Annotated in this window: 29 protein-coding genes; 11 read left to right on the forward strand and 18 right to left on the reverse strand. The window is 69.7% G+C overall.

Annotation, left to right across the window (positions count from 1 at the left end; translation table 11 throughout):
* Nucleotides 1-253: 253 nt before the first annotated feature.
* Complete coding sequence (locus ABS772_RS11985) at nt 254-601, forward strand: DUF3140 domain-containing protein (protein WP_238255261.1); 348 nt, start codon at nt 254-256, stop codon at nt 599-601.
* 189 nt (nt 602-790) lie between these two features.
* On the opposite strand, the gene mtnA is transcribed toward ABS772_RS11985, so the two are convergent.
* Entirely contained in the window at nt 791-1,888 is a 1,098-nt protein-coding gene (gene mtnA / locus ABS772_RS11990; protein WP_350394806.1) for an S-methyl-5-thioribose-1-phosphate isomerase, read from the reverse strand.
* Nucleotides 1,889-2,149: 261 nt separating this feature from the next.
* Here mtnA and ABS772_RS11995 point away from each other — a divergent pair, with 261 nt between their 5' ends.
* Complete coding sequence (locus ABS772_RS11995) at nt 2,150-2,464, forward strand: DUF2853 family protein (protein ID WP_350394808.1); 315 nt, start codon at nt 2,150-2,152, stop codon at nt 2,462-2,464.
* A gap of 33 nt (nt 2,465-2,497) precedes the next feature.
* Here the strand turns inward: ABS772_RS11995 and ABS772_RS12000 are convergent, their stop codons facing one another.
* The 5 genes from ABS772_RS12000 to ABS772_RS12020 form a co-directional block, all read right to left on the reverse strand.
* Nucleotides 2,498-2,701 carry a DUF1902 domain-containing protein gene (locus ABS772_RS12000; protein WP_238255258.1) on the reverse strand — a complete coding sequence of 68 codons (204 nt, stop codon included), beginning with the start codon at nt 2,699-2,701 and terminating at the stop codon, nt 2,498-2,500.
* Nucleotides 2,702-2,786: 85 nt separating this feature from the next.
* Nucleotides 2,787-4,391, reverse strand: a complete 1,605-nt coding sequence (gene serA / locus ABS772_RS12005; RefSeq protein WP_350394810.1) for a phosphoglycerate dehydrogenase — start codon at nt 4,389-4,391, stop codon at nt 2,787-2,789.
* Nucleotides 4,392-4,551: 160 nt separating this feature from the next.
* The gene (locus ABS772_RS12010; protein WP_350394812.1) at nt 4,552-5,727 is read right to left on the reverse strand and encodes a phosphoserine transaminase; all 1,176 of its coding nucleotides are present in this window, start codon (nt 5,725-5,727) and stop codon (nt 4,552-4,554) included.
* A 173-nt stretch (nt 5,728-5,900) separates the two neighbouring features.
* Complete coding sequence (trmD, locus tag ABS772_RS12015) at nt 5,901-6,623, reverse strand: tRNA (guanosine(37)-N1)-methyltransferase TrmD (RefSeq protein WP_350394814.1); 723 nt, start codon at nt 6,621-6,623, stop codon at nt 5,901-5,903.
* A 55-nt stretch (nt 6,624-6,678) separates the two neighbouring features.
* Entirely contained in the window at nt 6,679-6,963 is a 285-nt protein-coding gene (locus tag ABS772_RS12020) for a hypothetical protein (RefSeq protein ID WP_350394816.1), read from the reverse strand.
* A 124-nt stretch (nt 6,964-7,087) separates the two neighbouring features.
* Here ABS772_RS12020 and ABS772_RS12025 point away from each other — a divergent pair, with 124 nt between their 5' ends.
* Both ABS772_RS12025 and ABS772_RS12030 read left to right on the forward strand, forming a co-directional pair.
* Nucleotides 7,088-7,819 (forward strand): class I SAM-dependent methyltransferase, encoded by a 732-nt coding sequence (locus ABS772_RS12025; protein ID WP_350394818.1) that lies wholly within the window; start codon nt 7,088-7,090, stop codon nt 7,817-7,819.
* Between the two features lie 69 nt (nt 7,820-7,888).
* A complete protein-coding gene (locus tag ABS772_RS12030; protein ID WP_350394820.1) occupies nt 7,889-8,683 on the forward strand; it encodes a bestrophin-like domain in 795 nt (264 codons plus the stop codon).
* 59 nt (nt 8,684-8,742) lie between these two features.
* On the opposite strand, the gene rimM is transcribed toward ABS772_RS12030, so the two are convergent.
* From rimM to ABS772_RS12055, 5 genes are all read right to left on the reverse strand, one after another.
* Nucleotides 8,743-9,417 (reverse strand): ribosome maturation factor RimM, encoded by a 675-nt coding sequence (gene rimM, locus ABS772_RS12035; RefSeq protein ID WP_350394822.1) that lies wholly within the window; start codon nt 9,415-9,417, stop codon nt 8,743-8,745.
* A gap of 238 nt (nt 9,418-9,655) precedes the next feature.
* A complete protein-coding gene (gene rpsP, locus ABS772_RS12040) occupies nt 9,656-10,018 on the reverse strand; it encodes a 30S ribosomal protein S16 (protein ID WP_017487369.1) in 363 nt (120 codons plus the stop codon).
* A complete protein-coding gene (locus ABS772_RS12045; RefSeq protein WP_350394824.1) occupies nt 10,018-10,365 on the reverse strand; it encodes a chorismate mutase in 348 nt (115 codons plus the stop codon). Before ABS772_RS12045 ends, rpsP begins: the two co-directional genes overlap by 1 nt.
* Nucleotides 10,362-11,924: a signal recognition particle protein gene (gene ffh / locus ABS772_RS12050; RefSeq protein ID WP_350394826.1), complete on the reverse strand. Its 1,563-nt coding sequence runs from the start codon at nt 11,922-11,924 to the stop codon at nt 10,362-10,364. Before ffh ends, ABS772_RS12045 begins: the two co-directional genes overlap by 4 nt.
* Nucleotides 11,925-11,940: 16 nt before the next feature.
* A complete protein-coding gene (locus ABS772_RS12055; protein ID WP_238258663.1) occupies nt 11,941-12,162 on the reverse strand; it encodes a glutathione S-transferase in 222 nt (73 codons plus the stop codon).
* A 442-nt stretch (nt 12,163-12,604) separates the two neighbouring features.
* Here ABS772_RS12055 and ABS772_RS12060 point away from each other — a divergent pair, with 442 nt between their 5' ends.
* From ABS772_RS12060 to ABS772_RS12070, 3 genes are all read left to right on the forward strand, one after another.
* The gene (locus ABS772_RS12060; protein ID WP_350394828.1) at nt 12,605-12,979 is read left to right on the forward strand and encodes a hypothetical protein; all 375 of its coding nucleotides are present in this window, start codon (nt 12,605-12,607) and stop codon (nt 12,977-12,979) included.
* A 368-nt stretch (nt 12,980-13,347) separates the two neighbouring features.
* A complete protein-coding gene (locus ABS772_RS12065; RefSeq protein WP_350394830.1) occupies nt 13,348-14,433 on the forward strand; it encodes an aromatic ring-hydroxylating dioxygenase subunit alpha in 1,086 nt (361 codons plus the stop codon).
* A gap of 49 nt (nt 14,434-14,482) precedes the next feature.
* Entirely contained in the window at nt 14,483-15,544 is a 1,062-nt protein-coding gene (locus tag ABS772_RS12070; RefSeq protein WP_350394832.1) for an MBL fold metallo-hydrolase, read from the forward strand.
* Nucleotides 15,545-15,554: 10 nt separating this feature from the next.
* Here ABS772_RS12070 and ABS772_RS12075 read toward each other — a convergent pair whose 3' ends face one another.
* From ABS772_RS12075 to hslV, 5 genes are all read right to left on the reverse strand, one after another.
* The gene (locus ABS772_RS12075) at nt 15,555-16,058 is read right to left on the reverse strand and encodes a GNAT family N-acetyltransferase (protein WP_350394833.1); all 504 of its coding nucleotides are present in this window, start codon (nt 16,056-16,058) and stop codon (nt 15,555-15,557) included.
* The gene (locus ABS772_RS12080; RefSeq protein ID WP_350394835.1) at nt 16,055-16,378 is read right to left on the reverse strand and encodes a type II toxin-antitoxin system TacA family antitoxin; all 324 of its coding nucleotides are present in this window, start codon (nt 16,376-16,378) and stop codon (nt 16,055-16,057) included. Before ABS772_RS12080 ends, ABS772_RS12075 begins: the two co-directional genes overlap by 4 nt.
* A 23-nt stretch (nt 16,379-16,401) precedes the next feature.
* Nucleotides 16,402-17,232 (reverse strand): EamA family transporter, encoded by an 831-nt coding sequence (locus tag ABS772_RS12085; RefSeq protein WP_350394862.1) that lies wholly within the window; start codon nt 17,230-17,232, stop codon nt 16,402-16,404.
* A gap of 73 nt (nt 17,233-17,305) precedes the next feature.
* Nucleotides 17,306-18,619 carry an ATP-dependent protease ATPase subunit HslU gene (gene hslU / locus ABS772_RS12090; protein WP_350394837.1) on the reverse strand — a complete coding sequence of 438 codons (1,314 nt, stop codon included), beginning with the start codon at nt 18,617-18,619 and terminating at the stop codon, nt 17,306-17,308.
* Between the two features lie 197 nt (nt 18,620-18,816).
* Entirely contained in the window at nt 18,817-19,377 is a 561-nt protein-coding gene (hslV, locus tag ABS772_RS12095; RefSeq protein ID WP_238255757.1) for an ATP-dependent protease subunit HslV, read from the reverse strand.
* A 265-nt stretch (nt 19,378-19,642) separates the two neighbouring features.
* On the opposite strand from hslV, the gene motA reads away from it, so the two are divergent.
* Genes motA through ABS772_RS12110 form a run of 3 tightly spaced genes read left to right on the forward strand, consistent with a single transcriptional unit; the run spans nt 19,643 to nt 21,798 of the window.
* A complete protein-coding gene (motA, locus tag ABS772_RS12100) occupies nt 19,643-20,518 on the forward strand; it encodes a flagellar motor stator protein MotA (RefSeq protein ID WP_238255758.1) in 876 nt (291 codons plus the stop codon).
* Nucleotides 20,519-20,531: 13 nt separating this feature from the next.
* On the forward strand, nt 20,532-21,518 hold the full coding sequence (locus ABS772_RS12105; RefSeq protein ID WP_238255759.1) for a flagellar motor switch protein FliM: 987 nt from the start codon (nt 20,532-20,534) through the stop codon (nt 21,516-21,518).
* Entirely contained in the window at nt 21,502-21,798 is a 297-nt protein-coding gene (locus tag ABS772_RS12110; RefSeq protein ID WP_350394839.1) for a hypothetical protein, read from the forward strand. Before ABS772_RS12105 ends, ABS772_RS12110 begins: the two co-directional genes overlap by 17 nt.
* Nucleotides 21,799-21,976: 178 nt before the next feature.
* Here ABS772_RS12110 and ABS772_RS12115 read toward each other — a convergent pair whose 3' ends face one another.
* Complete coding sequence (locus ABS772_RS12115) at nt 21,977-22,261, reverse strand: PepSY domain-containing protein (RefSeq protein WP_350394840.1); 285 nt, start codon at nt 22,259-22,261, stop codon at nt 21,977-21,979.
* Between the two features lie 465 nt (nt 22,262-22,726).
* Between ABS772_RS12115 and ABS772_RS12120 the strand changes: the two genes are divergently transcribed.
* Nucleotides 22,727-22,948 carry a hypothetical protein gene (locus ABS772_RS12120; RefSeq protein ID WP_350394841.1) on the forward strand — a complete coding sequence of 74 codons (222 nt, stop codon included), beginning with the start codon at nt 22,727-22,729 and terminating at the stop codon, nt 22,946-22,948.
* Here the strand turns inward: ABS772_RS12120 and ABS772_RS12125 are convergent.
* Nucleotides 22,945-23,436: a hypothetical protein gene (locus ABS772_RS12125; protein ID WP_350394842.1), complete on the reverse strand. Its 492-nt coding sequence runs from the start codon at nt 23,434-23,436 to the stop codon at nt 22,945-22,947. The genes ABS772_RS12120 and ABS772_RS12125 overlap by 4 nt on opposite strands.
* Nucleotides 23,437-23,440: the final 4 nt, after the last annotated feature.

Here is a 23,440-nt window from a genome sequence, read left to right on the forward strand (position 1 = left end):
CGGGGTGCGGGTCGGGGCGGGGCTCGCCTGGGGGGGGGGTATGGGCGGGCGCGGCATCTGGGCGGGCTTCTGCGCCGGCCTTCTCGTCGTCTCGGTCTCCCTGGTGATCCGCTGGCGGCGACTGAGCGCCGGCCGCCCGCGCGGCCCAAGCGCGCAGGGCGCACCGTAGCGGCGCTCAGGCGGAACCGGGCCTGAAAAACCCCTGTTCCCGTCCCCGACGACACCGAGAGGATATCGAGAGGGGAGGGCTGCCATGGCCGGGGCCGACGATCACGAGGCGATCTGGAAGGATTTCAAGGGCGCGGTGAACATGACCGCCTCGGCTCTGGAAAAGTTTCTGGAGACCGACGAGAGCCAGTCGGTCGGGCAGAAGAAGGATGGCGGCGAGGCCACCGGCCACAAGCAGGGCCGCCGCATCGTCGAGATCCTCCACAAGAAGAAAGCCGACCTCTCCGACGACGATTACGCGCATATGAAGAAGGTGGTGGGCTACGTGCACCGCCACCTCAAGCAGGGCGGCCCCGACGACAAGTCCAAGATGAAGGACTCGCCCTGGCGCCTCTCGCTGATGAACTGGGGCCACGATCCGATGAAGGATTGACGGCCCCGTTTCCCGCGCACTCTCACGATTTCCAGTCGAACACCTCGGGCTTTACCCAATTCCGTCATCGCGAGGCGGAGCCGAAGCGATCCAGGGCGCGACCTATCCGGAACAGTCGCGCCCTGGATTGCCACGGCTTCGCCTCGCAATGACGGAGGGAAAAACCGAGGTGGTCAAACGGATGACGGATCAGGCGGCCTTGCGCCGCTCCGGGTACAGGCCGGCCAGGCCCTCATCGGTCGCCGGGCAGACGCCGCGCTCGGTGATGAGGCCGGTGACGAGGCGGGCGGGCGTCACGTCGAAGGCCGGGTTGGCCACCGGGCTTCCCGGCGAGACCACGGCCACGGTGGCGAAGGCGCCGTCGTCGGTGCGGCCGGTGAGGTGGGTGACCTCGCGGGCGTCGCGCTCCTCGATCGGGATGTCGCGCACCCCGTCGGACAGCGTCCAGTCGATCGTCGAGAAGGGCAGCGCCGCGTAGAACGGGATGCGGTTGTCGGAGGCCGCGAGCGCCTTCAGGTAGGTGCCGATCTTGTTGCAGACGTCGCCCGACGCCGTGGTGCGGTCCGAGCCGACGATGCAGACATCGACCTGTCCGTGCTGCATCAGGTGGCCGCCGGCATTGTCGGCGATCACGGTGTGCGACACGCCGTGGGCGTTGAGTTCGAAGGCGGTGAGCGCCGCGCCCTGGTTGCGCGGCCGGGTCTCGTCCACGAAGACGTGGACCGGCACGCCGGCATCGTGGGCGACGTAGATCGGCGCCAGCGCCGTGCCCCAATCGACGGTGGCGAGCCAGCCGGCGTTGCAGTGGGTCAGCACGTTGACCGGACCGCCCTTCTTCGCGGCGATCTCGGAAAGGATCCTGGCGCCGTGCTCGCCGATGGCGCGGCAGCTCGCGACGTCCTCGTCGGCGATCCGGGCGGCCTCCGCGAAGGCGATCGCCGCGCGCTCGGATTCCGGCGCCCGGCGCAGCATGGCGGCCATCCGGTCGAGGGCCCAGCGCAGGTTGATCGCGGTCGGCCGCGTCGCGGCCAGCGCCGCGGATGCCCGCTCGATGCCCGCCTCGCTCGCGTCCTCCCGCATGGCCAGCGCCAGCCCGTAGGCGGCGGTGACGCCGATCAGCGGCGCGCCCCTCACCACCATGGTGCGGATCGCCACCGCCGCATCGTCGAGATTGGCCAGCCGCTTCAGCTCGAACGCGAAGGGCAGCCGGGTCTGGTCGATGACCGTGACGGCCTGCCCGTCGGGCTCGGGGAAGATGGTGCGGTAGGGACGTCCGTCGATCTTCATGGGCTCCCTGTCGCACGAAGAGCCCACGCGCGCCAATCCCCGATGTCATGCCGCCGGATATGCCGCGGGACCTGCCGATCCTGCGGACGGTGAGGCGGCGATCGCTGCGAAACAGTCCTCATCGGGCCGATCGGGCCGGGAATAGTGTGGAGGACTTCCGCTTCCGGCTCGCGAAGACATGACAGCGGCGCCGAATCGATCATTCTCGGTCCGCCGCCCGCGACGAGAGGCGTCGCACGGTCCGAACCGCAGGAGGCCGCGATGTCCGATCATCTGGAGGACGTGAAGAAATACGCCAAGAAGCCGGTCAACGAGGCCGCCGTCGCCGGTCTGGAGAAGACCTACCGGCTCGTCCTGTCGCAGGCCGACACCCGCTACGTCGCCTGTTCCGATAAGGCGGAACTGGAGACCGTGCGCAAGAACTTCCTGGAGAAGAAGCTCGGCCTGTCCGGCGACGACCTCGATGCCGCGGTCAAGGACGTCTGCGAGACGATGAAGGCGACACGCTCCAAATCGCGGCTGACCTTCTACTACCTGCTGGCGGAGCGCTACGGGAAGCTCGACGCCCTCGCCTGAGCGCCGCGCCGGGAACGCCCCGGCGCGACGCTCTTACCGGGCGACCCGCTCGACGTAGATGTCGATATAGGCGCCGTCGTCCAGGCCGAGCAGATCCCGGATCATGCCGGGCAGTTTGCACAGCAGGGCCGGCATGGTGGGCGCCTCGGTGGCGAGGCCCGGAACCGGCGAATCGTGGACGAAGAAGACGCCGGCCGCCTCGTCCCAGGCGCAGCGGACGGTGACTTTGCAACCCATCGTGCGGTCCTCGAGGTTGGAGGGGAGGGGGGACGGCGCGGACGCAACCGCGTCGTCGCCGTCAGGGGGCTGGCCGGGATCGGCCTCAGAACCGCACGGGGCGCACACGCTTCACCTGCGGGATCGCCTCGATCGCCCTCAGCACCTCGGGGGACACTTCGCCGTCCACCGCCACGAAGGCGATGGCGTTGCCGCCCTCGGCCTCGCGACCGAGCGCGAAGGTCGCGACGTTGACGCCCGCATCCCCGAGCACGGTGCCGAGACGCCCGATGAAACCCGGCTTGTCGTGGTTGCGCACGTAGAGCATGTGCGGCGCGAAGGCCGCGTCGATGTCGATGCTGCGGATCTCGATCACGCGCGGCCGGCCGTCGTGGAAGACGGTGCCGGCGGCGTCCCGCGGCATGTCCTCGGCATCCACGGTGATGCGTACCACCGACTCGTAGTCGCTCGCCCCGCCCTCGCGCTTGACCTCGTCCACGACGATCCCGCGATCCTTCGCGATCACGGGGGCCGAGACCATGTTCACGTCCTGCAGGATCGGGCGCAGCACGCCGGTCACCGCCGCGGAGGTGAGCGCCCGGGTGTTCATCCCGGCCACCGCGCCCTCGTAGGTGATGCGGATGCCCTTGATCGGCGCTTCGGTGAGCTGGCCCAGGAACGAGCCGAGCTTCTCGCAGAGCGCGACGAAGGGCTTGAGGCGCGGCGCCTCCTCGGCCGAGATCGAGGGGAAGTTGATCGCGTTGGTGATGGCGCCGCTCAGCAGGTAGTCGGCCATCTGCTCGGCGACCTGGAGCGCCACGTTCTCCTGCGCCTCGGAGGTCGAGGCACCGAGATGGGGCGTGCAGATCACGTTCGGGTGGCCGAAGAGCGGGTTCTCGGTCGCCGGCTCGGTGACGAACACGTCGAAGGCCGCGCCCGCCACGTGGCCGGACTCGAGGGCCGCGCGGAGCGCCGCCTCGTCCACGAGACCGCCGCGGGCGCAGTTGATGATGCGCACGCCGCGCTTGGTCTTGGCGAGGTTTTCTTCCGAGAGGATGTTGCGGGTCTTGTCGGTGAGCGGCACGTGGAGGGTGATGATGTCGGCCCGCGCCAGCAGCTCGTCGAGCTCGACCTTCTCGACGCCGATCTCGACGGCGCGCTCCGGCGTCAGGAAGGGATCGTAGGCGACGACCTTCAGCTTCAGCCCGATCGCCCGGTCCGCGACCACGGCGCCGATATTGCCGCAGCCGATCACGCCGAGCGTCTTGGCCGTCAGCTCGACGCCCATGAAGCGGTTCTTCTCCCACTTGCCGACTTGCGTCGAGGCGTCGGCCGCGGGGATCTGACGGGCGAGCGCGAACATCAGCGCGATGGCGTGCTCGGCGGTGGTGATCGAGTTGCCGAACGGCGTGTTCATCACGATCACGCCCTTGGCGGTGGCCGCGGGGACGTCGACGTTGTCGACGCCGATTCCGGCGCGGCCGACCACCTTCAGCCGCGTGGCCTCGGCGAGCAGCTTGCCCGTCACCTTGGTGGCGGAGCGGATGGCGAGGCCGTCGTAGTCGCCGATGATGGCGGCCAAAGCTTCCTTGTCCTTGCCGAGGCCGGGCTGAAAATCGACCTCGATGCCGCGATCGCGGAAGATCTGGACGGCGGCGTCGGACAGGGCGTCGGAGATGAGAACCTTGGGCTTGGTCGTGGGCTTGGTCATGGAAAGCACCTCGCGTCGGGCAGGCGCGCAGGATCGCTCGCTTCTCGGCGAAGCGTGGCCGGTTCGCGCGGCGCGCGGAACAAGGGACCGGCGGATCGCTGGAGCGCGTTGATAAGCAAATGGCCGGTCTCGCGACCGGCCATCATGGCGTCTCGGACCCTCAGGCCGCCGCGGCGGCGAGCGCCGCCTTTTCCTGGGCGAAGGCCCAGTCGAGCCAGGGGGTGAGCGCCGCGAGGTCGGAGGCCTCGACGGTGGCCCCGCACCAGATGCGCAGGCCGGCCGGCGCGTCGCGGTAGGCGCCGAAGTCGAAGGCCACGCCCTCGGACTCCAGGCGGCCGACGATGCCGGCGGCGACCTTCTTGACCACGGCGTCGCCCTTGGCGAGCACGTCCGGGTCTGTGATCACGAGGCAGACGCCCGTGTTCGAGTAGGTTGCCGGGTCCACCGCGAGGTGGCCGATCCAGGGGGTGCGCGCCACCCAGTCGTGGACCACCTTGGCGTTGGCGTCCGCCCGCGCGTGCAGCGCGTCGAGGCCGCCGATGCTCTCGGCCCATCTCAGGGTGTCGATGTAGTCTTCGACCGCGAGCATCGAGGGCGTGTTGATGGTGTCGCCCTTGAAGATGCCCTCGATGAGCTTGCCGCCCTTGGTCAGGCGAAACACCTTCGGGATCGGCCAGGCCGGGGTGTGGCTCTCGAGGCGCGCCACCGCGCGCGGCGAGAGGATCAGCATGCCGTGCGCGGCCTCGCCGCCCATCACCTTCTGCCAGGAATAGGTGACGACATCGAGCTTGTCCCACGGCAGCGGCATCGCGAAGGCGGCCGAGGTCGCGTCGCAGATCGTGACGCCCTCGCGGTCGTCGGCGATCCAGTCGCTGTGCGGGATCTTCACGCCGGCGGTGGTGCCGTTCCAGGTGAAGACGACGTCGTTGTTCCGGGTGTCGATCGCGTCCAGCGCCGGCAGGATGCCGTGCTCGGTGGTGCGGACGAGCGGATCGATCCGGAGCTCCTTCAGCGCGTCGGTGACCCACTCGGCGCCGAAGGAATCCCAGGCCATGACCTCGACGGTCTTGGGACCGAGCATCGACCACATCGCCATCTCGACGGCACCGGTGTCGGAGCCGGGGACGATGCCGATGCGGTAATCGGCGGGAACGCGCAGGACCTTGCGGGTCAGCTCGATGGCCTCGGCGAGCTTCGCCTTGCCGGCGGCCGAGCGGTGCGAGCGGCCGAGCGCCGCGCCGGAGAGGGCATCGAGGGTCCAGCCGGGACGCTTGGTCGTGGGGCCGGACGAGAAATAGGGCACGCGCGGACGCGCGGCGGGCTTTTGAGCCGTCATGTCAGCCATCCTTCCAGATGAGCGCCTCCCGTTGGGGGGAGGTGTCCCGCCGCCGGAAATGACGGATTGCGGGCCGCAATGCAAGCGGCCTTTCTAACATTCGGCCTGGTGTGTGTTGCAGGTGACAGAACGGTCCTTCAGTCACCGGAAGAACAGATATGTAGAAGATCCGTCTAAGGCTCTTCGCCATCCAGCAGGTCGGGCCGGCGCGCCCGCGTCAGGGCATGGCTGCGCTCGGCCCGCCAGCGGGCGATGGCCGCGTGGTTGCCGCCCATCAGCACGTCGGGGATCGTCCGCCCCTCCCATTCCCGCGGCCGGGTGTAGTGTGGGTATTCGAGGAGCCCACCCTCGAAGCTCTCCTCGACGCCGGAGGCGTGCTTGCCCATCACCCCGGGCAGCAGGCGCACGCAGGCGTCGATCAGCACCAGCGCCGCGATCTCGCCGCCCGAGAGCACGTAGTCGCCGATCGACACTTCCTCGAGGGCGCGCGCCTCGATCACCCGCTCGTCCACGCCCTCGAACCGCCCGCAGACGAGGATCGCGCCGGGCCCCTCGGCCAGCGCCCGCACCCGCGCCTGCGTCAGCGGCCTTCCGCGCGGCGACATCAGAAGGCGCGGGCGGGCGTCGTCCGGGGGAGCCGCGGCGTCGATGGCGGCGCCGAGCACGTCGCAGCGCAGGACCATCCCGGCGCCGCCGCCGGCGGGGGTATCGTCCACACTGCGGTGGCGGCCGAGCCCGTGCTCGCGGATCTGCCGCGGCTCCAGGCTCCACGTCCCGCGGGTGAGCGCGTCACCGGACAGGGAATGGCCCAGCGGGCCGGGGAACATCTCCGGGTAGAGGGTCAGAACGGTGGCCCGCCAGGGGGCCGCCGCGCCGGGTTCGAGGGGCTCGCTCATGCCGCTTGATGGCGGCGCGGGCCGGGCCGGTCAATGCGGCCGGCGTCCCGGCCCGTCAGCGCCGCGCCAGGGGAGGGCGCCGCTTCGGGCCGGCGCGGTGATGGCTCTTAAGGTGCCGCCGGGACGGCGAGCGCAGGCGGCGAACCGGCCGGATCGCCTCACGCTCGGCCGAGGGATCGGCGGAGGGTGCGGCCATCGGCTCGGCCGGCCGGCCCGTCATCGCGCCGAACGGGTCGGGCTTGCCCAGCGGGATGCCGACCGTCGCGCCGGGAAAGCCCTGCGCCAGCGCCGGAAAGACCGGGAGCACGAGGAGGGCGAGGACGAGGATCGGGCGGCGCATGGTCCCTCGCTTTCGGATGGCGGTTCGAGCCTGTCCCCTGCGAACGGGCGCGCGGCCGAAGGTTCGATGCGCGGCCGAGAAGCGCAAGCGGGCACATTCGCCCGCGCCGGGACTTGTTCGGGGCATGACCCGCTTCGCCGCCATCCTCCTCCTGCTGACGCTGCCGGCCTCCGCGGCCGAGCCGCTCGCGCCGCCCGGTGCGCCGGCCGAGCGCTTCCCGAAGCCCGACAGGCCCGTCGCCGAGATCGTCGCGCCGCAATGGGCGCTCGAGCGGGAGCGCGACAGGGCCGACGAGGTGGGGCAGGTCGCGCGCCTGATGCGGATCGCCCCCGGCGAGACGGTGGCCGATATCGGCGCGGGCAACGGCTACTACGTCTTTCGCCTGAGCCCGCGCGTCGGGCCGCAGGGGCGCATCCTCGCCCAGGACATCACGCCGGATTACCTCGCCGACCTGGAGCGCCGGGTCGCCGCGGCGGGCCTGTCCAACGTCACCGTCGTGCGCGGCGAGGCGCACGACCCGCGGGTGCCGCCGGGCTCCGTCGATGCGGCGGTGCTGGTCCACATGTACCACGAGATCGCCCAGCCCTTCGGCCTGCTGTGGAACCTCGCCGCGGCGATGAAGCCCGGCGGCCGGGTCGGGATCGTCGATGCCGACGCGATCCCCTCGCGCCACGGCACGCCGCCGAAGCTCCTGCGCTGCGAGCTCGCCGCCGTCGGCTATCGCGAGGTGTCGATGACGCGGCTGAAGGGCGGCGTCGGCTACCTCGCGGTGTTCGAGGCGCCCGCGCCGGAGCGGCGGCCGGAGCCGGAGACGATCCGGCCCTGCCGGGACGAGGCGACGCGGGGGAAGCGCTGATCCCCTTTACCGAATCGGAGGGGTTGATCGGCCACGCTCGCCGCCCCCGTCCTCTCGATCGATCCGGCGATGATCCTCGGCCTCTGGCTCGACCAACCCGTCTGGCTGATGTTCGCGCTGCTGGCGGGCGTCTTCCTCGCGGTCTGCGCGCTGCTGAGCCTGCTCTCCAACCTGCCTTGGACGCGCCCCGGGATGCGCCTGCTCGCGACCGGGATCGTGCCGCCCTATATCGGCGTGGTCGCGGTGCTCCTTGCGCTGCTGACCGGCTTCGTCGCCAACGATGCCTGGGAGCGCCAGCGGCAGGCCAGCCGCGTGCTGCAGGCGGAGCGCTCGCACGCGCTGGCGGTCTACGACCTCAGCATCGCATCGGCGCCGGACATGAGCGGCCTGCGCTCGTCGCTGTTCGCCTATCTCGACGCGGTGGTGAAGGAGGAATGGCCGTCCATGGCCGCCACGGGTGCCTCGGCGCCGTCCGCCGGCCAGGCGCTGGGGCGCCTGCTCCAGACGGCGGCCGACCCGCGCACCGCCTCGGAGGCGGGCGAGGCGACCCATGCGGCCCTGCTCGAAGCGGTGATGCAGCTCCGCTCGACCCGCAGCGAGCGCCTCGCGCTCAGCGCCGCCCGAAGCGACGAGAGCAAGTGGCTGACGCTCCTCGTGCTCGCCGCCCTGACGCTGACGGCGATCGCCCTCGTCCATTGCGAGCGCCCGGTCGCCCAGGCGACCACGCTGTTCCTGTTCTCCGCCGCGATGGTGACGACGCTGGGGGTGATCGCCCTGCACGAGCGGCCCTTCGACGGGCCCCTGGCGCTCTCCCCCGAACCGATCCGCCTCGCCCGCGCCGCGATGGAGGCGAGTGGGCGTTGAGTGTCTGGTAACGCATCCTCTCTTCCCGAAAGCCGGAGGCCACCTTTCGGGACGATGCTCTAGCCCGGATCGTCGGCGGGCTTCGGCCCCGGCGGGGCGAACAGGTCTTCGGGCGGTTCGGCGACGACCTTGCCGGCAGGGAGATCGAGGGTCGGCACGAAGGCCTTGGTGAAGGGCAGGAGCGCGGTCGGGCCGCCGGCCGCCGGGCGGATCTCGAGCAGGTCGCCGCCGCCGTAATTCGGCACGGCGACGATGGTGCCGATCACCGTTCCGGTGCCGTCCTCGACGGTGAGCCCGATCAGGTCGGTGAGGAAGAACTCGTCCTCGTCCTCGGCCTGTCCCAGTCGCTCGCGGGCGATGGCGAGGGTGACCCGGTTGAGGGCTTCGGCGCCGCTGCGGTTCTCAACGCCCTTCACCCGCACGATCAGCAGGTCGGGCGAGCCGCCGGGCGCGGGCCGGACGTCTTGGAATTCGAGGGTGCGGCCGTCAGAGGCCCGCAAGGGACCGTAGCCCGCGATCGCCAGCGGCTCGCCGGTATAGGATTTCAGCCGCACCTCGCCGTGCAGCCCGTGCGGGCGGCCGAACTCGCCGAGCAGGACGAGGCCCGGATCGGGCGAGGCGGGGGCGACGGGCTTGGCGCCCTGCGGCTTGCGCGCCGAGGTGACGGCCTCCGGCGCGAGGCGGTCGGCGGGCCGCGCAGGTCCGCGCGACGAGGATCCGGGGCGGCGGGCCATGCAGAGTGCCTCGATGTCGGCTAAAAGTCCCTCCCCCCTCTGCGGGGGAGGGTGGCCCTCGCGTCAGCGAGGGTCGGGAGAGGGGAGAACCGCTTCCGGAAAGACCTGAGCCGGCCCCTCACCCGCCCGCTCCGCGGGCAGCCTCTCCCACCCAAGCCGGGCTTGCCCGAGTTGGGCAAGCGCTTGCGGATCTCGGGCCAGCCCGAGATCCGTGGGGGAGAGGGGTCGATCGCGCGGCTTAGGCCGCGGCGTCTTCGGCCGGGGCGGCGGCCTTCTCGGCGCGCTTGGCGGCGCGCTCCTTGGACTTCTCGCCGGGCTCGGCCTTCTGCGGATTGTTGCGGGCCGGGCGCTTGGCGAGGCCGGCGGCGTCGAGGAAGCGCAGGACGCGGTCGGTCGGCTGCGCGCCCTTGGCGAGCCAGGACTGGATCTTCTCGTTGTCGAGCACGATCCGGGCCGGATCGTCCTTGGCCTTCATCGGGTCGTAGGCGCCGACCTTCTCGATGAAGCGGCCGTCGCGCGGGGCGCGGGCGTCGGCGACGACGATGCGGTAGTAGGGGCGCTTCTTGGCGCCGCCGCGGGTGAGACGGATCTTGAGAGACATCAGTCGTTCCTTTCGGTGTCGTGTTTCTGCGTGGTGGTGTGATCGACGCTCTCGGCGATCGTTCGGTGGTGCCGAATGACTTCCTTCACCACGAAGGCGAGGAACTTCTCGGCGAAATCGGGGTCGAGCTTGGCTTCGACCGCGAGATTTCTCAGGCGCTTGACCTGACGCGCCTCCCGGTCCGGATCGGAGGGAGGCAGGCCCTTGCGGGCCTTCAACTCGCCGACCCGCTGCGTGCAGCGGAAGCGTTCGGCGAGCAGATGGATCAGCGCGGCATCGAAGTTGTCGATGCTCTCGCGCAGGCCCGCCAGCTCGGGATCGACCCCTTGTGCCGACAGGATCGTCATTTCTTCTTACCCGGCAGAAAGCCGCCCAGCCCCGGCAGCTTCGGGCCGCCCAGCCCCGGAAGGCCCGGCATCTTCCCGCCGCCGAGGCCCGCCGGCATCGGCGGAAGCTTGCCGCCGAACTGCTTCTCGATCTCGGCGATCTGCTCCGGCGTCGGCTCGGGCATGCCGGGGGGCATCTTCATGCCGCCGGGAAGACCGCCCGGCATGCCGCCGCCGAGCCCGAACATGTTGCCGAGCGCCTGGCCGATGCCGCCGCGCTTGCCCGAACTCATGGACTTCATCATGTCGGCCATGGTCCGGTGCATCTTGAGGAGCTTGTTGATCTCCTCGACCTTCACACCGGCGCCCGCCGCGATGCGCTTCTTGCGGCTGTTCTTGAGGATGTCGGGGTTCTTGCGCTCCCCCGGCGTCATCGAGGAGATGATCGCGCGCTGGCGCTTGAACATCTTCTCGTCGAGGTTGGCGCCCTCGACCTGCTTCTTCATCTGCCCCATGCCGGGCAGCATCCCCATCAGGCCGCCGATGCCGCCCATCTTCTCCATCTGGGCGAGCTGCATCGACAGGTCTTCGAGGTCGAACTTGCCCTTCCGCATCTTCTCGGCGGTGCGCAGGGCCTGCTCGTGGTCGATGGTCTCGGCCGCCTTCTCGACGAGCGAGACGATGTCGCCCATGCCGAGGATGCGGTTGGCCACCCGCTGCGGGTGGAACTCCTCCAGCGCGTCGACCTTCTCGCCGACGCCGACGAGCTTGATCGGCTTGCCGGTGACGGCGCGCATGGAGAGCGCCGCGCCGCCGCGGGAATCGCCGTCCATGCGGGTCAGCACGATGCCGGTGACGCCGAGGCGCTCGTCGAAGGCGCGGGCGGTGTTGACCGCGTCCTGGCCGGTGAGCGCGTCGGCCACCAGCAGCACTTCGTGGGGCTTCGTCGCCGCCTTCACCTCGGCGGCCTCGTTCATCAGGCCCTCGTCGACCGTAGTGCGGCCGGCGGTGTCGAGCATGACCACATCGAAGCCGCCGAGCCGGGCGGCCTCCATGGCACGCTTGGCGATCTGCACCGCCGACTGGCCGGCGACGATCGGCAGGCTCTCGACCTCGACCTGCTTGGCGAGGACCGCGAGCTGCTCCATCGCCGCGGGGCGGCGGGTGTCGAGGGAGGCGAGCAGCACGCGCCGCTTCTCGCGGCTCGACAGGCGCCGGGCGATCTTGGCGGTGGTGGTGGTCTTGCCCGAGCCCTGGAGGCCGACCATCAGGATGGCGACCGGGGCGGGCGCGTTCAGGTCGACGACGCTGGCATCGGTGCCGAGCATCGCGATGAGCTCGTCGTTGACGATCTTCACGACCATCTGGCCGGGCGTCACCGACTTGAGCACGACGGCGCCCACCGCCTTCTCGCGCACCCGGTCGGTGAACGAGCGCACCACCTCCAGCGCCACGTCCGCTTCGAGCAGGGCCCGGCGCACCTCGCGCATGGCGGCGGTGACGTCGGCCTCCGTCAGCGCGCCGCGGCGCGTCAGCCCGGAGAGGATGCCGGAAAGGCGGTCGGAAAGGCCTTCGAACATGCGGGTTCAGAGGTCCTTACTGGTGGAGGCCGGCATTGGCGACGCGGCGCGCGCGCAGCGCGTCCTCGAACGCCGCCACCGCGCGGGCGAACTTGTCCCGGCAGGCCGCATCGCAGAAGCCGACCACCGCGCCGTTGTAGAGGGTCAGCGCCTCGGGCACGATCGGCTTGCCCGACCACGGGCAGTGGTCGTTGACCGCATCCTCGATGCGGAGGGGGGTGTCGTTCGCGGGCGCCATGGCAGGGCTCGTTTGACGCTTCGGCGAACGCCCGGCAACGACAAGGGCGCCCGAGGGCGCAGACGCGCTGTCGGACGTTGACCTCCGGCCTCTCGGACCGGTCGGCGGCTCATCGTGACGTTCGAACGTCGAAATGGAGCCGGGCGGATAGGCCCTGTGCCGATTTAAGTCAATCCCGCGGGCGCTTTCCGGGCCGATCCCGGACGCGACGGAAGGCGGTAGATGGTGCTGGGCCGATGCGCGGCTGTCCTCGGAACGGACGTAAGCGGACGGTTAAGCTTTACCCTTCGTTAAGCATGTTGGGATCTGATGCTCGACGACGCACCGCTGGAGGTGCCCGAGGTACTCCCCGATGTCGGAACCCGCGCGACAGGCCCCATCTCCCGAGCCCGGCCTCCGGTCTCCGATCAGCTCCGCGCCGCTGCGGGATTGGCTCGCCACGATGCGCGCGACGGTGTCCGAGCCGCAGCCCGTCGAACGTCGCGAGGCGGAGCCCGCCCCCGCCGAGCCCGAGGCGGAAGCCCGCGGCAACGGCTGGTCGCCCCGCCTCGTCTCCGCCGCCGCGAAATCGGCCGAGGCCGCCGACGAGGACGTGGCCGAGATCATGGCCGAGAACATGATGCTGAAGGCCCGGCTCCGGCTGGAGGCCGAGCGCCGCGACGAGCTTCAGATCATCCTGGCCCAGGAGATCCGCGAGCTGCGCGCCCACATCGCCGAGGAAGTCGGCAAGATGGAGGATCTGCGGACCGAGCGCGACCTCTGGCGCGCCCGCTGCGAGGCGCTCGCTGCACCGCTGTTCCAGGGGCAGCAGCGCTGAACCGATCTGGACGACACCGGACATGCGAAGGGCCGCCCCAATGGGGCGGCCCTTCCATTGTCGAACCGGTCAGTCCGACGAAACCTGTCGTGATCCTGCGGGTGCGTCAGGCGCACACGCCGGAGGTAACGGTCCAGGCCTTGGTCGTCGGCGACGGCTGATGACAATGAGACACTGGATCACCTCCTTTCGTTCGTTGCGGATGAGCCCAAGGTAGGGAGGAATTCCGCCCGGCGAAAGACCCCCGGCGGCCGAACCGGTGCGTTGTCTCGCCGCAATGCACAATGCGTCGCCGCGCGCGGCCCTGGCCGACGGGCGGCCGGGAGCCTAAAGAGGGCACCCGTCCGCATCGGTCAGCCCGGAAAACGATGTCCTCCGCCGCCGCCCCGCGTGTCTCCGCCGACGACGCCCTCGATCCGCGCGCCATGCGCGAGCCGCTGCCGAACGCGTGGTACTGCGTCGGCCGCGCCGCGGCGATCGCGGGGGGCAAGATGCGGGCGGTCGCGCTCAACGGCGAGCAGGTCGTGCTCGGCCGCGGCAAGGACGGCGCCCTGTTCGCGCTGCGCGACCGCTGCCCCCACCGCGGCATGGCCTTGTCCAAGGGCAAGTTCGACGGCGACACGCTGATGTGCCCCTTCCACGGCTGGCGCTTCGGCACCGACGGGCGCTGCCGCGACGTGCCGACGCTCTCCGAGCACGACGCCTCGGACTTCTCGCGCATCGCCGTGCAGCGCTTCCCCATCGTCGAGAGCGCGGGCTTCCTCTGGGTCAACCCGCATCTCGGTCCCTCCGACCCGGACGCCGTGCCGGCGGTCCCGTCCCTCGATTTCGAGCCGGCCGGCTGCCTCGTGCTCGAACTCGAGGTCGAGGCCTCGTTCGATCTCACGACGCTGAGCCTGGTCGATCCCGGCCACGTCGCCTTCGTCCACGACACGTGGTGGTTCCGCCCCTCCAAGGAGCTGCGGGAGAAGGTGAAGACCTTCAAGCCGGTGCCGCACGGCTTCGTCATGACGAGCCACGCCACGACGACGAGTTCGCCGGTCTACCGCCTGCTCGGCGGCGTGCCGGAGGTCGAGATCGAGTTCCGCCTGCCCGGCGTGCGCCTCGAGCGGATCAAGGCGGGCACGAAGCGGGTGGCGAACTACACCTTCGCCACGCCAATGGGCGCCAACCGCACCATGCTGACCAACGCCCTCTACTGGAGCATGCCGGCGCTCAACCTGCTGAAGCCGATCGCCCGGCCTCTGATGCGCCAGTTCCTGAACCAGGATCAGCAGGTGCTGCAGCACGCCCAGGCCGGCCTCGACCGCAAGCCGACCATGGTGCTGCTCGGCCAGGGCGACCTGCCCTCGCAATGGTATTTCCGGCTGAAACGCGAGGCGCTGGAGGCCGCCCGGGAGGGCCGGCCCTTCGCGAACCCGCTGATCCGGCAGGAGCTGCGCTGGCGCTCCTGAGGCTCCGCGCCGCGCTTGAACCGCGGGCCGGGCAGGCCATCTTGGCCGTATGAAGAAGCGTGGCCTGCTCACGGTCGCCAGCGCGGCCACGGTGATGACCCTCGGCGGTGTCGGCTACGCCGCGCACCGGAGGAACAGGAACCCCTATTACCGCGGGCCGGCGAGCGACCACTTCGACGGCCTGCGCTTCCACGCCGCGGACCAGCCGCCGGACAAGTCGCTCGCCGACCTCGCCCGCTGGCGCCGGACCGGCAAGCCCGAGGCGTGGCCCGCCAGCTTCCCGAGCCCTTTCCCGCCGGACAGGCCGCCGGCGCGGGTCGAGGGGTTCCGCGTCGTGCTGATCGGGCATGCGAGCTATCTGATCCAGGTCGCGGGCCGCAACATCCTGGTCGATCCGGTCTTCTCCCGGCGCGCCAGCCCGTTCCGCTTCGCCGGACCGAAGCGGGTCAACCCGCCCGGCATCGCCTATGCCGACCTGCCGCCGATAGACGCGGTGCTGATCACCCACAACCACTACGACCATCTCGACGGCCCGACCGTCGCCCGGCTCTGGCAGGATCATCAGCCCTTGATCGTGGCGCCTCTCGGCAACGACGCGATCCTGCGCGGCTACGACGAGACGATGCATGTCGAGACGCGCGACTGGGGCGAGTCCGTCGATCTCGGCGCCGGCATCGCCGCGCACCTGACGCCCGCCAACCACTGGTCGGCCCGCGGCCTCAACGACCGGCGCATGGCGCTCTGGTGCGCCTTCCTGCTGACCACGCCGCGCGGGGTGCACTACCATGTCGGCGATTCAGGGCTCGGCGACGGCGCGGTCTTTCGCGAGATCCGCGCCCGCTTCGGCCCGCCGCGGCTCGCGACCCTGCCGATCGGCGCCTACGAGCCGCGCTGGTTCATGCAGCCGCAGCACATGAACCCGGCCGACGCGGTCGAGGCCCTGACGTTGCTCGGTGCCGATCAGGCGCTCGGCCACCATTGGGGCACCTTCAAGCTCACCGACGAGGGCATCGAGCGGCCCGTCGAGGCGCTGGCCGAGGCACTGGCGGCGGCCGAGCTGCCGCCGGAGCGGTTCCTGGCGCTGCGGCCGGGGCAGGTTTGGGAGGGGTAGGGGCGGCGGATCAACGGTCGCGAAGTGCCTTGCGCGCCGTTGCAAGAGGCAGCACCAGAACGCGATCCGCGATGCTGACGAAGCCTCGGCTCTCGTAGAAAGCCGCGGCCGCATCATCCTTGGCGTCGACGACGAGGGCGAAAGCGGCGATCTCGGCGTGCAAGACCTGCGTGACGGCATTGATGATCAGCGCCGCTCCCAGGCCGACTCCCCGATGCCGGCGATCCACCGCGAGCCGGCCCATGCGTACCACGGGGACCGTCGGGTAGCGCGGCAGCTTGCGGGTCGTCGTTTCGGGCAGTGCGCTTACGGCAACCTCCGCTGCCGCCAGAGTGTAGTAGCCGGCGATGGTCGTCGCGCCCGCGGGACAGGCGACGTGGCACTTGCTGACCATCCGCCGCATGTCCTGGCTTGCGAGATCACGGATGTAGCGGTCGAGCGCTTCGACACCGCAATCGAAGCTTTCGCGGTCGTGCCCGGCACCGAGCATCTCGACCCGAAACGGCGGCGTCACGGCTCGCCGATAAGATCACGGTGCCGCTGGACCGCTCTCAACAATCCGTCGCCCGGCTCCGACGGCTCCATCAGGGCTTGTGCGAAGCGTTGCTGCCCTTCGAGGGTCAGTTGCAGCACATGAGCCTCTTCGATGGCGCGCCGCGCCGCGCTCTGGACAGCGGCGGCGACGAAGTCGCTCAGCGAGCGACCCTGAAGCTCCGCCGCACGTCGAGCCAGGGCCAAGGTCTCCGCCGCGATGCGCGTTTCGAGCCGAGCGTTCCTGGTTGAAGTTCCGGACATGAGCGAGACCTTTGAAACGTACGGCAGAATGCCGTACATCGCACGAGTTCTCAAGCGCGAGTCTAAGTGCTCGAGCCCGTGTCCGGCGGTATCTTCACGGACCTTCGGCTCGCCACGGTAATTCCCGCCGAGGCGGCGACGATGCAGCCGATGGCGGCCACCTGCAGCAGGGTCAGCCGCTCGCCGAGCAGGGCGAGGGCGGCGACCGCCGCCACCGCCGGTTCCAGGCTCATCAGCACGCCGAAGGCCGGGCGGGGCAGGCGGGTGAGGGCGAACATTTCCAGCGAGTAGGGCAGGGCGCTCGACAGCACGGCGATGACGAGGCCGGTCGCCAGGGTCGCCGGCGTGAACAGATCCGCTCCGCCCTCGGCGAGGCCGACGGGCGCGACCACGAGGGCGGCGACCAGCATGCCGAGGGAGACCGCCCGCCCGCCGCCGGACCGGCCGGCGCGCTGGCCGAAGACGATGTAGCCGGCCCAGCACAGGCCCGCCGCGAGCGCCAAGGCGGCCCCCGTCGGGTCGAGGCTGGCGGTGTCGCCGAGCGGCAGCAGCAGACCGAGCCCGAGCACCGCGAGGCCGATCCAGGCGAAGTCGAGGGTTCGGCGCGAGCCGGCCAGCGCCACGGCGAGCGGGCCGGTGAACTCGATGGCCACCGCGATCCCGAGCGGGATCGTGCGCAGGGCCAGATAGAACAGCAGGTTCATGAGCCCGAGCGCCGCGCCGTAGAGCACGGTCGCGCCCACCTCGCCGCGCTCCGGGCCGCGCCGCCACGGCCGCCAGACCGCGAGCAGGATCAGCGCCGAGAAGCCGACGCGCAACGCCGTGACGCCCGCGGCGCCGACGACGGGAAACAGGCCCTTGGCCAGCGCCGCGCCGCTCTGGATCGAGATCATCCCCGCGACCAAAGCGAGGATGGGCAGGGCGATGGCGGACGCCTCCGGCCGTTCCCGCACGATCAGCGCGCGGTCAGAGGATGAAGCGGCTGAGATCCGTGTTGGCGGCGAGATCCGCTACCCGCTCGCGCACGTAGCCGGCATCGATCGGCACCGTCTCGCCGGAGCGGTCGGTGGCGGTGAACGAGATCTCGTCGATCACCCGCTCCAGCACCGTCTGCAGGCGGCGGGCGCCGATATTCTCCACCGAGCCGTTCACCTCCACGGCCACGCGGGCGATCGCGTCGATCGAATCCTCGGTGAAGTCGAGGGTGACGCCTTCGGTCTCCATCAGCGCCACCGTCTGCTTGATCAGGCTCGCCTCCGTCGCGGTCAGGATCTGCTTGAAGTCCTCGACGGTGAGCGGCTGCAGCTCGACGCGGATCGGCAGGCGGCCCTGCAACTCGGGCAGCAGGTCGGACGGCTTCGAGACGTGGAAGGCGCCGGACGCGATGAACAGGATGTGGTCGGTCTTCACCGGCCCGTGCTTGGTCGCCACCGTCGTGCCCTCGATCAGGGGCAGCAGGTCGCGCTGGACGCCCTCGCGGGAGACATCGGCGCCGGAGCGGCCCTCGCGGGCGCAGATCTTGTCGATCTCGTCGAGGAAGACGATGCCGTTGTCCTCGACCTCGCGGATCGCCTCGCGGGTCAGCGCGTCGTCGTCCACGAGCTTGTCGCTCTCCTCGGCGATCAGCGGCGCGTAGGCGTCGGCCACGGTGATGCGGCGCGGCTTGCCGCGCTGGCCGCCGAGTGCCTTGCCGAGCATGTCGGAGATGTTGATCGCCCCCATGGAGGCGCCGGGCATGCCGGGGATCTCGAACATCGGCATGCCCTGAGGCCCCGACGGGGCGAGCTCGATCTCGACTTCCTTGTCGTCGAGCTCGCTCGCCCGCAGCTTCTTGCGAAAGCTCTCGCGGGTCGCCTGGCTCGCGGTGGGGCCGACCAGCGCGTCGAGGATGCGCGACTCGGCCGCCGCCTCCGCCTTGGCCTTGACCGCCTTGCGCTTCTCCTCCCGGGTCAGGCCGATGCCGACCTCGACGAGGTCGCGCACGATCTGCTCCACGTCGCGGCCGACATAGCCGACCTCGGTAAACTTGGTCGCCTCGACCTTGAGGAAGGGCGCGCCGGCAAGCCGCGCGAGGCGGCGGGCGATCTCGGTCTTGCCGCAGCCGGTCGGGCCGATCATCAGGATGTTCTTGGGCGCCACCTCGTCCCGCAGCGGGCCTTTGAGCTGCTGGCGGCGCCAGCGGTTGCGCAAGGCGATCGCGACCGCGCGCTTGGCGTCCTTCTGGCCGACGATGAAGCGATCGAGCTCGGAGACGATCTCGCGGGGAGAGAAGGTGGTCATCGGGCTCCTGCGGCCATTTTTTTGGGACTTGTGGGGCGGCGCGTCGGGCGCGGGGCCTTCCCCCTAAAACGATCTAAGCGGGCGCGGCCCGGCTTTCCAGGGTAACCGCTCCCAAGGGCTGTTGAATCGGGCTGCTCGGGCAAGCTCCTCGCTCCTCATGTTGAGGGGCGTCATGGATGCCAGGGGCGAACCGACCCTCAGGCCGCGTCGATTGCCTCGATCACGAGGTTCCCGTTGGTGTAGACGCAGATCTCGGCGGCGATCTTCATCGCCTTGCGCACGATCGTCTCGGCGTCGTGCTCGCCGTCCTCCAGCGCGCGGGCGGCGGCCAGCGCGAAGTTGCCGCCGGAGCCGATCGCCATCACCCCGGTCTCGGGCTCCAGCACGTCGCCGGAGCCGGAGAGCAGCAGGCTGACATCCTTGTCGGCCACCAGCATCATCGCCTCCAGGCGGCGCAGATAGCGGTCCGTGCGCCAGTCCTTGGTGAGCTCGACGCAGGCGCGGGTGAGCTGGCCGGGATACTGCTCCAGCTTGGCCTCCAGCCGCTCGAACAGGGTGAAGGCGTCGGCGGTCGCGCCGGCGAAGCCGCCGATGACACTGCCCTTGGCCAGCCGCCGGACCTTGCGGGCGTTGCCCTTTACGATGGTCTGGCCGAGGCTGACCTGGCCGTCGCCGCCGATCACCACCCGGCCGCCCTTGCGGACCATCAGGATCGTGGTGGCGTGCATCTGCGGCAGGCGATCGTCGGTCTGGGCCAAGGAGGCGCTCCGGTTCGTTTGAAACACGTTGGCTTCCCTCGCGGATGCGAGGCGGCGGGCGTCCGCCGGACGCGATGCCCCCGGCCATCGGTCGGGCGCATCGCCGTAAGTCACGAGCCTCAGTTATGCGCTCGCGCGCTCGCCTCCAAGCCGGGGCGCCGCTTCGTCCCAAAAAGCTCCGCGCAAGCCACCCCTCCTATTGCCTCGAACAAAGGAGTGCCGCGCGTCGGCGCCCGTCCCCGCAAAGGTGTCCCCGGAGCCTCCCATGGGAATCCTCGTCGGCCTCGTCATCGCGATCGGCTGCATGCTCGGCGGCTTCGTCGCCATGGGCGGGCACCTGATCGTGATCTGGCAGCCCTGGGAGTTCGTCATCATCTTCGGCATGGCGGCGGGCACCTTCGTCATCGCCAACCCGCTGAAGACCGTGATGGATTCCGGCAAGGCGACGATGGAGGCCTTCACCAACAAGGGGCCGAAGCGCCAGGACTTCCTCTCGCTCCTCGGGTTGCTGCACGCCCTGATGCGCGAGTTGAAGACCAAGCCCCGCAACGAGGTCGAGACCCATTTCGACGATCCGGCCAATTCCGAGATCTTCAAGAACTATCCCGAGGTGACCAAGGACCAGGATCTGGTGCTGTTCATCTGCGACTATTGCCGCCTGATCCTCATCGGCAACGCCCGCTCGCACGAGATCGAGGCGCTGATGGAGGAGGAGATCGGCACCCACAAGAAGTACAAGCTCAAACCCTACGCCGCGATCAACACCGTGGCGGAGGCGCTGCCGGCGCTCGGCATCGTCGCGGCGGTGCTCGGCATCGTGAAGGCGATGGGCGCGCTCGACCAGTCGCCGCAGATCCTCGGCGGCCTCATCGGCGCCGCGCTGGTGGGCACCTTCATCGGCGTGTTCGCGTCCTACGGGATGCTCGCCCCGCTCGCCGTGAAGATCAAGGGCGTGCGCGAGAAGCAGTGCAGCGTCTACACCATCGTGAAGCAGAGCCTGATCGCCTACATGAACGGTGCGCTGCCCCAGGTCGCGATCGAGCACGGCCGCAAGGGCATCGCCGGCTCGGACCGCCCGACCATCGACGAGGTCGAGAGCGCCACCGTGCCGGGCGCCCGCGCCGAGCCGGCGGCGGCGTAAGGGTTTTTGTGGGATGGACGAGACCCAGACCCCCGAGCCGGTGCCCGAGGCCGCGCCCGCGCTCCCGCCCTTCGTGACGGGGACGAAGCCCGCGTCCGACATCCGCAGCCGCATCCAGGAGGCCGGCGGCCTGTCGCTCGACCGGCTGCCGATGCTCAGCGTGGTGTTCGACCGCCTCGCCACCGCCTGCAGCGATGCGGCCAAGCACCTGGCCGCCTCCTCGACCTTCTACTCCCTGAGCGGGGTCGAGAGCGGGCGCTTCGGCGAGTTCCTCGATGCCTACGACGCCAACGCCGTGGTCGGCATCTTCCACGCGCCGGGCTGGGACGGGCACGTCCTCGTCGGGCTCGACCGCGACTTCATCTACACCATGACGGAGGTGCTGTTCGGCTCCGACGGCTCCGAGCCGCCGGTGGAGGACGAGCGCACCTTCTCGGCGATCGAGCTGCGCATCGCCCAGATGGTGTTCGAGCAGGTGGGAAAAGCGCTCGAATCCTCCTTCGGCCTCGTCTCGCAGACGGGTTTCCGCCTGGAGCGCACCGAGACCCGGATGGAGTTCGCGGTGATCGGCCGGCGCTCCAACAAGGCGGTGCAGGCCAAGTTCCTGCTCCAGGCGCTCAACCGCGGCGGCGAGATGTTCCTCATCATCCCGCAGACGGTGCTGAACCCGCTGCGCCCGGCGCTGGGCAAGGTGCTGACCGGCGAGTCGTCGGCCCGCGATCCGCGCTGGGCCGAGCAGATCGCGGCGGAGGTGCAGAAGACCACCGTTCGCCTGCGCGCCGTCCTCGAGGAGCGCCACCTGACGCTCGGCGAGATCGCCGGGCTCAAGGTCGGGCAGGTGCTCACGCTGGACGCGACGCCCGCGACGCGGGTCAAGCTCGAAGGCAACGACCGGCCGCTGTTCTGGTGCCGGGCCGGGCAGTCGCAGGGCGCCTACGTCCTGCGGGTCGAGGACGCGATCAGTCCGGAGAAGGAGGGCGGCCATGGGCTCCTTGGTTGACGGCATACTGCTCGTCGCGCTCGTGGCCACCAGCGCCTGCGTGGTGCCGATGTACCTCAAGCTCAAGCGCCTCGACCGGACCCAGGCCGAGTACGGCGCGGCGGTGGCCGCCTCCGGCGTGGCGCTGACCCAGGCCGGCGAGGCGGTGCGCTCCTTCAAGGAGGAGGGCCGCGAGGTGCTGGAGGCGCTGAGCCTCAAGATCGACGAGGCGCGGGCGGCCCTCGCCGACCTGGAGGCGTCGCGCGCCGCCCTCGTCGCGGCGCGCTCCGAGGAGGGCTGAGGCGGCCATCTCAGTCGTCATCTGTTTGATCACTTCGGCTCCTCCTCCGTCATTGCGAGGCGAAGCCGTGGCAATCCAGGGCGCGACTATTCCGGAGAGGTCGCGCCCTGGATCGCTTCGGCTCCGCCTCGCGATGACGGGATTGGGCAAGCCCCGAGGTGATCAACTGGCACCCGTCTCAGTCGTCGCCCGGCTTGCCGGCCTTCTCGGCGATGGCGCCGGTCTGCGGATCGATCTGAACCTTGACGCTCCGACCGTCGCGTCTGGCCTTGGCCTTCCACACCCCGTCATCGGCCTCGATGCTGCGCACCGAGCCGTAGCCGGCCTCGGTCAGCTTGGTCAGGACCTGGTCGATCGGCATCCAGTCCTTTCCGGGCGTGTCGGCCAGGGCCGGCGCGACGGCGACGCCGGTGGCGAGGGTGGCGGCCAGGGCGGCGGCGAGGACGGTTTTGAAAATACTCATGGCGGTCTGCTCCGGTTCTTCGTGGCGGATGCCTCCCGATGCCATTGCGCGGCCCCGCGACGCTGACGGCCCCTGTCAGCGGAATGTCAGGCAGTGGGTCAGTTTGAAATTGGCACCGGTTGACCCAGTCTCGCGTTCGTCGGGTGAGCGTGGCATGATCCAGCAGTTCGGATGGAGGCAGATCCGTGAGCCCAAGTACCGTCGCAGCGAAGAAGTCTGAGCTTGACGCTCGCTTGGCAAAAGGCACCGGCCCAGTGACCGTATCGTTTGGCCTCGCGTTGTTCTCCGCGCTATGGAACGCGGGTGACATCACTATGGGACATTTCCCAAATTCCGGCTTCGTATTGCGTCTTCCGGGGGCGCAACCAACCCTGACACTGCCTTCATATGGTTCGTCCGGCAATGTCACCGCCCTTCCTGCGGAAACGATCGCAGCCGACGAGTTCGTGGTGGGAGTGAGTTCGATTGACCACTAAGAAGCGCCCCCGCGATCCCAACCAGCTCGCCAAGTTCATCGTGGATGTGGCGACGGGAGAGGCTGAGCAGCAGGAAGAGTCCGGTTTAACGAAGCGTGCCCGAGCCGGCGGCGCTAAAGGTGGGCCGGCTCGGGCAAAAACCCTGACAGAGAAGCAGCGCGCTGAGATCGCCTCAATCGCAGCTCAAGCGAGATGGAAAAAGCAGGATTAAGCTGCGCCGCGCTTTTCGTCCTCGGCCGCGAGCCTGAGTTCGATGTCGAACCCAAGATCGGCAGGGAGCAGTTCGACCTGTTGCTCCGTTGGGCGTGTATCGTTCCAGTGTGTTTGATCGAGATGAAGCTGGTACATGTCATCAACCGATTGCTCACGGCGCATGACACAAGCTTTCTTGAAGTTTTCCGGCTTCGTCTTGGGGTCGTCAATGTCTATGTATGAGAAAACAAGCTGACCATCGCCCGTATGCCTTGGTACGGCATGATAACCGCGATAGGGCAAGCCCGTCTTCTTATCGTGCCGAACGTCTTGGCGCGCCGCCCCTTTGAACTCCTTGGCGAGGCGGTCCACTTCTGAGATTGGCGGAGGGGCCTTCCAGCCCATTTCGACGGCCATCTCGGCCACCTTGTGCATGTCAATCTCAGACTCGCCAGTCTTCTCCTGCCAATATCGGATGAAGCGCTGACGTTCGGCCACTTTAGACATCAAG

This window comes from Methylorubrum podarium (assembly GCF_040270385.1).
In the GTDB taxonomy this organism is placed as follows: domain Bacteria; phylum Pseudomonadota; class Alphaproteobacteria; order Rhizobiales; family Beijerinckiaceae; genus Methylobacterium; species Methylobacterium podarium.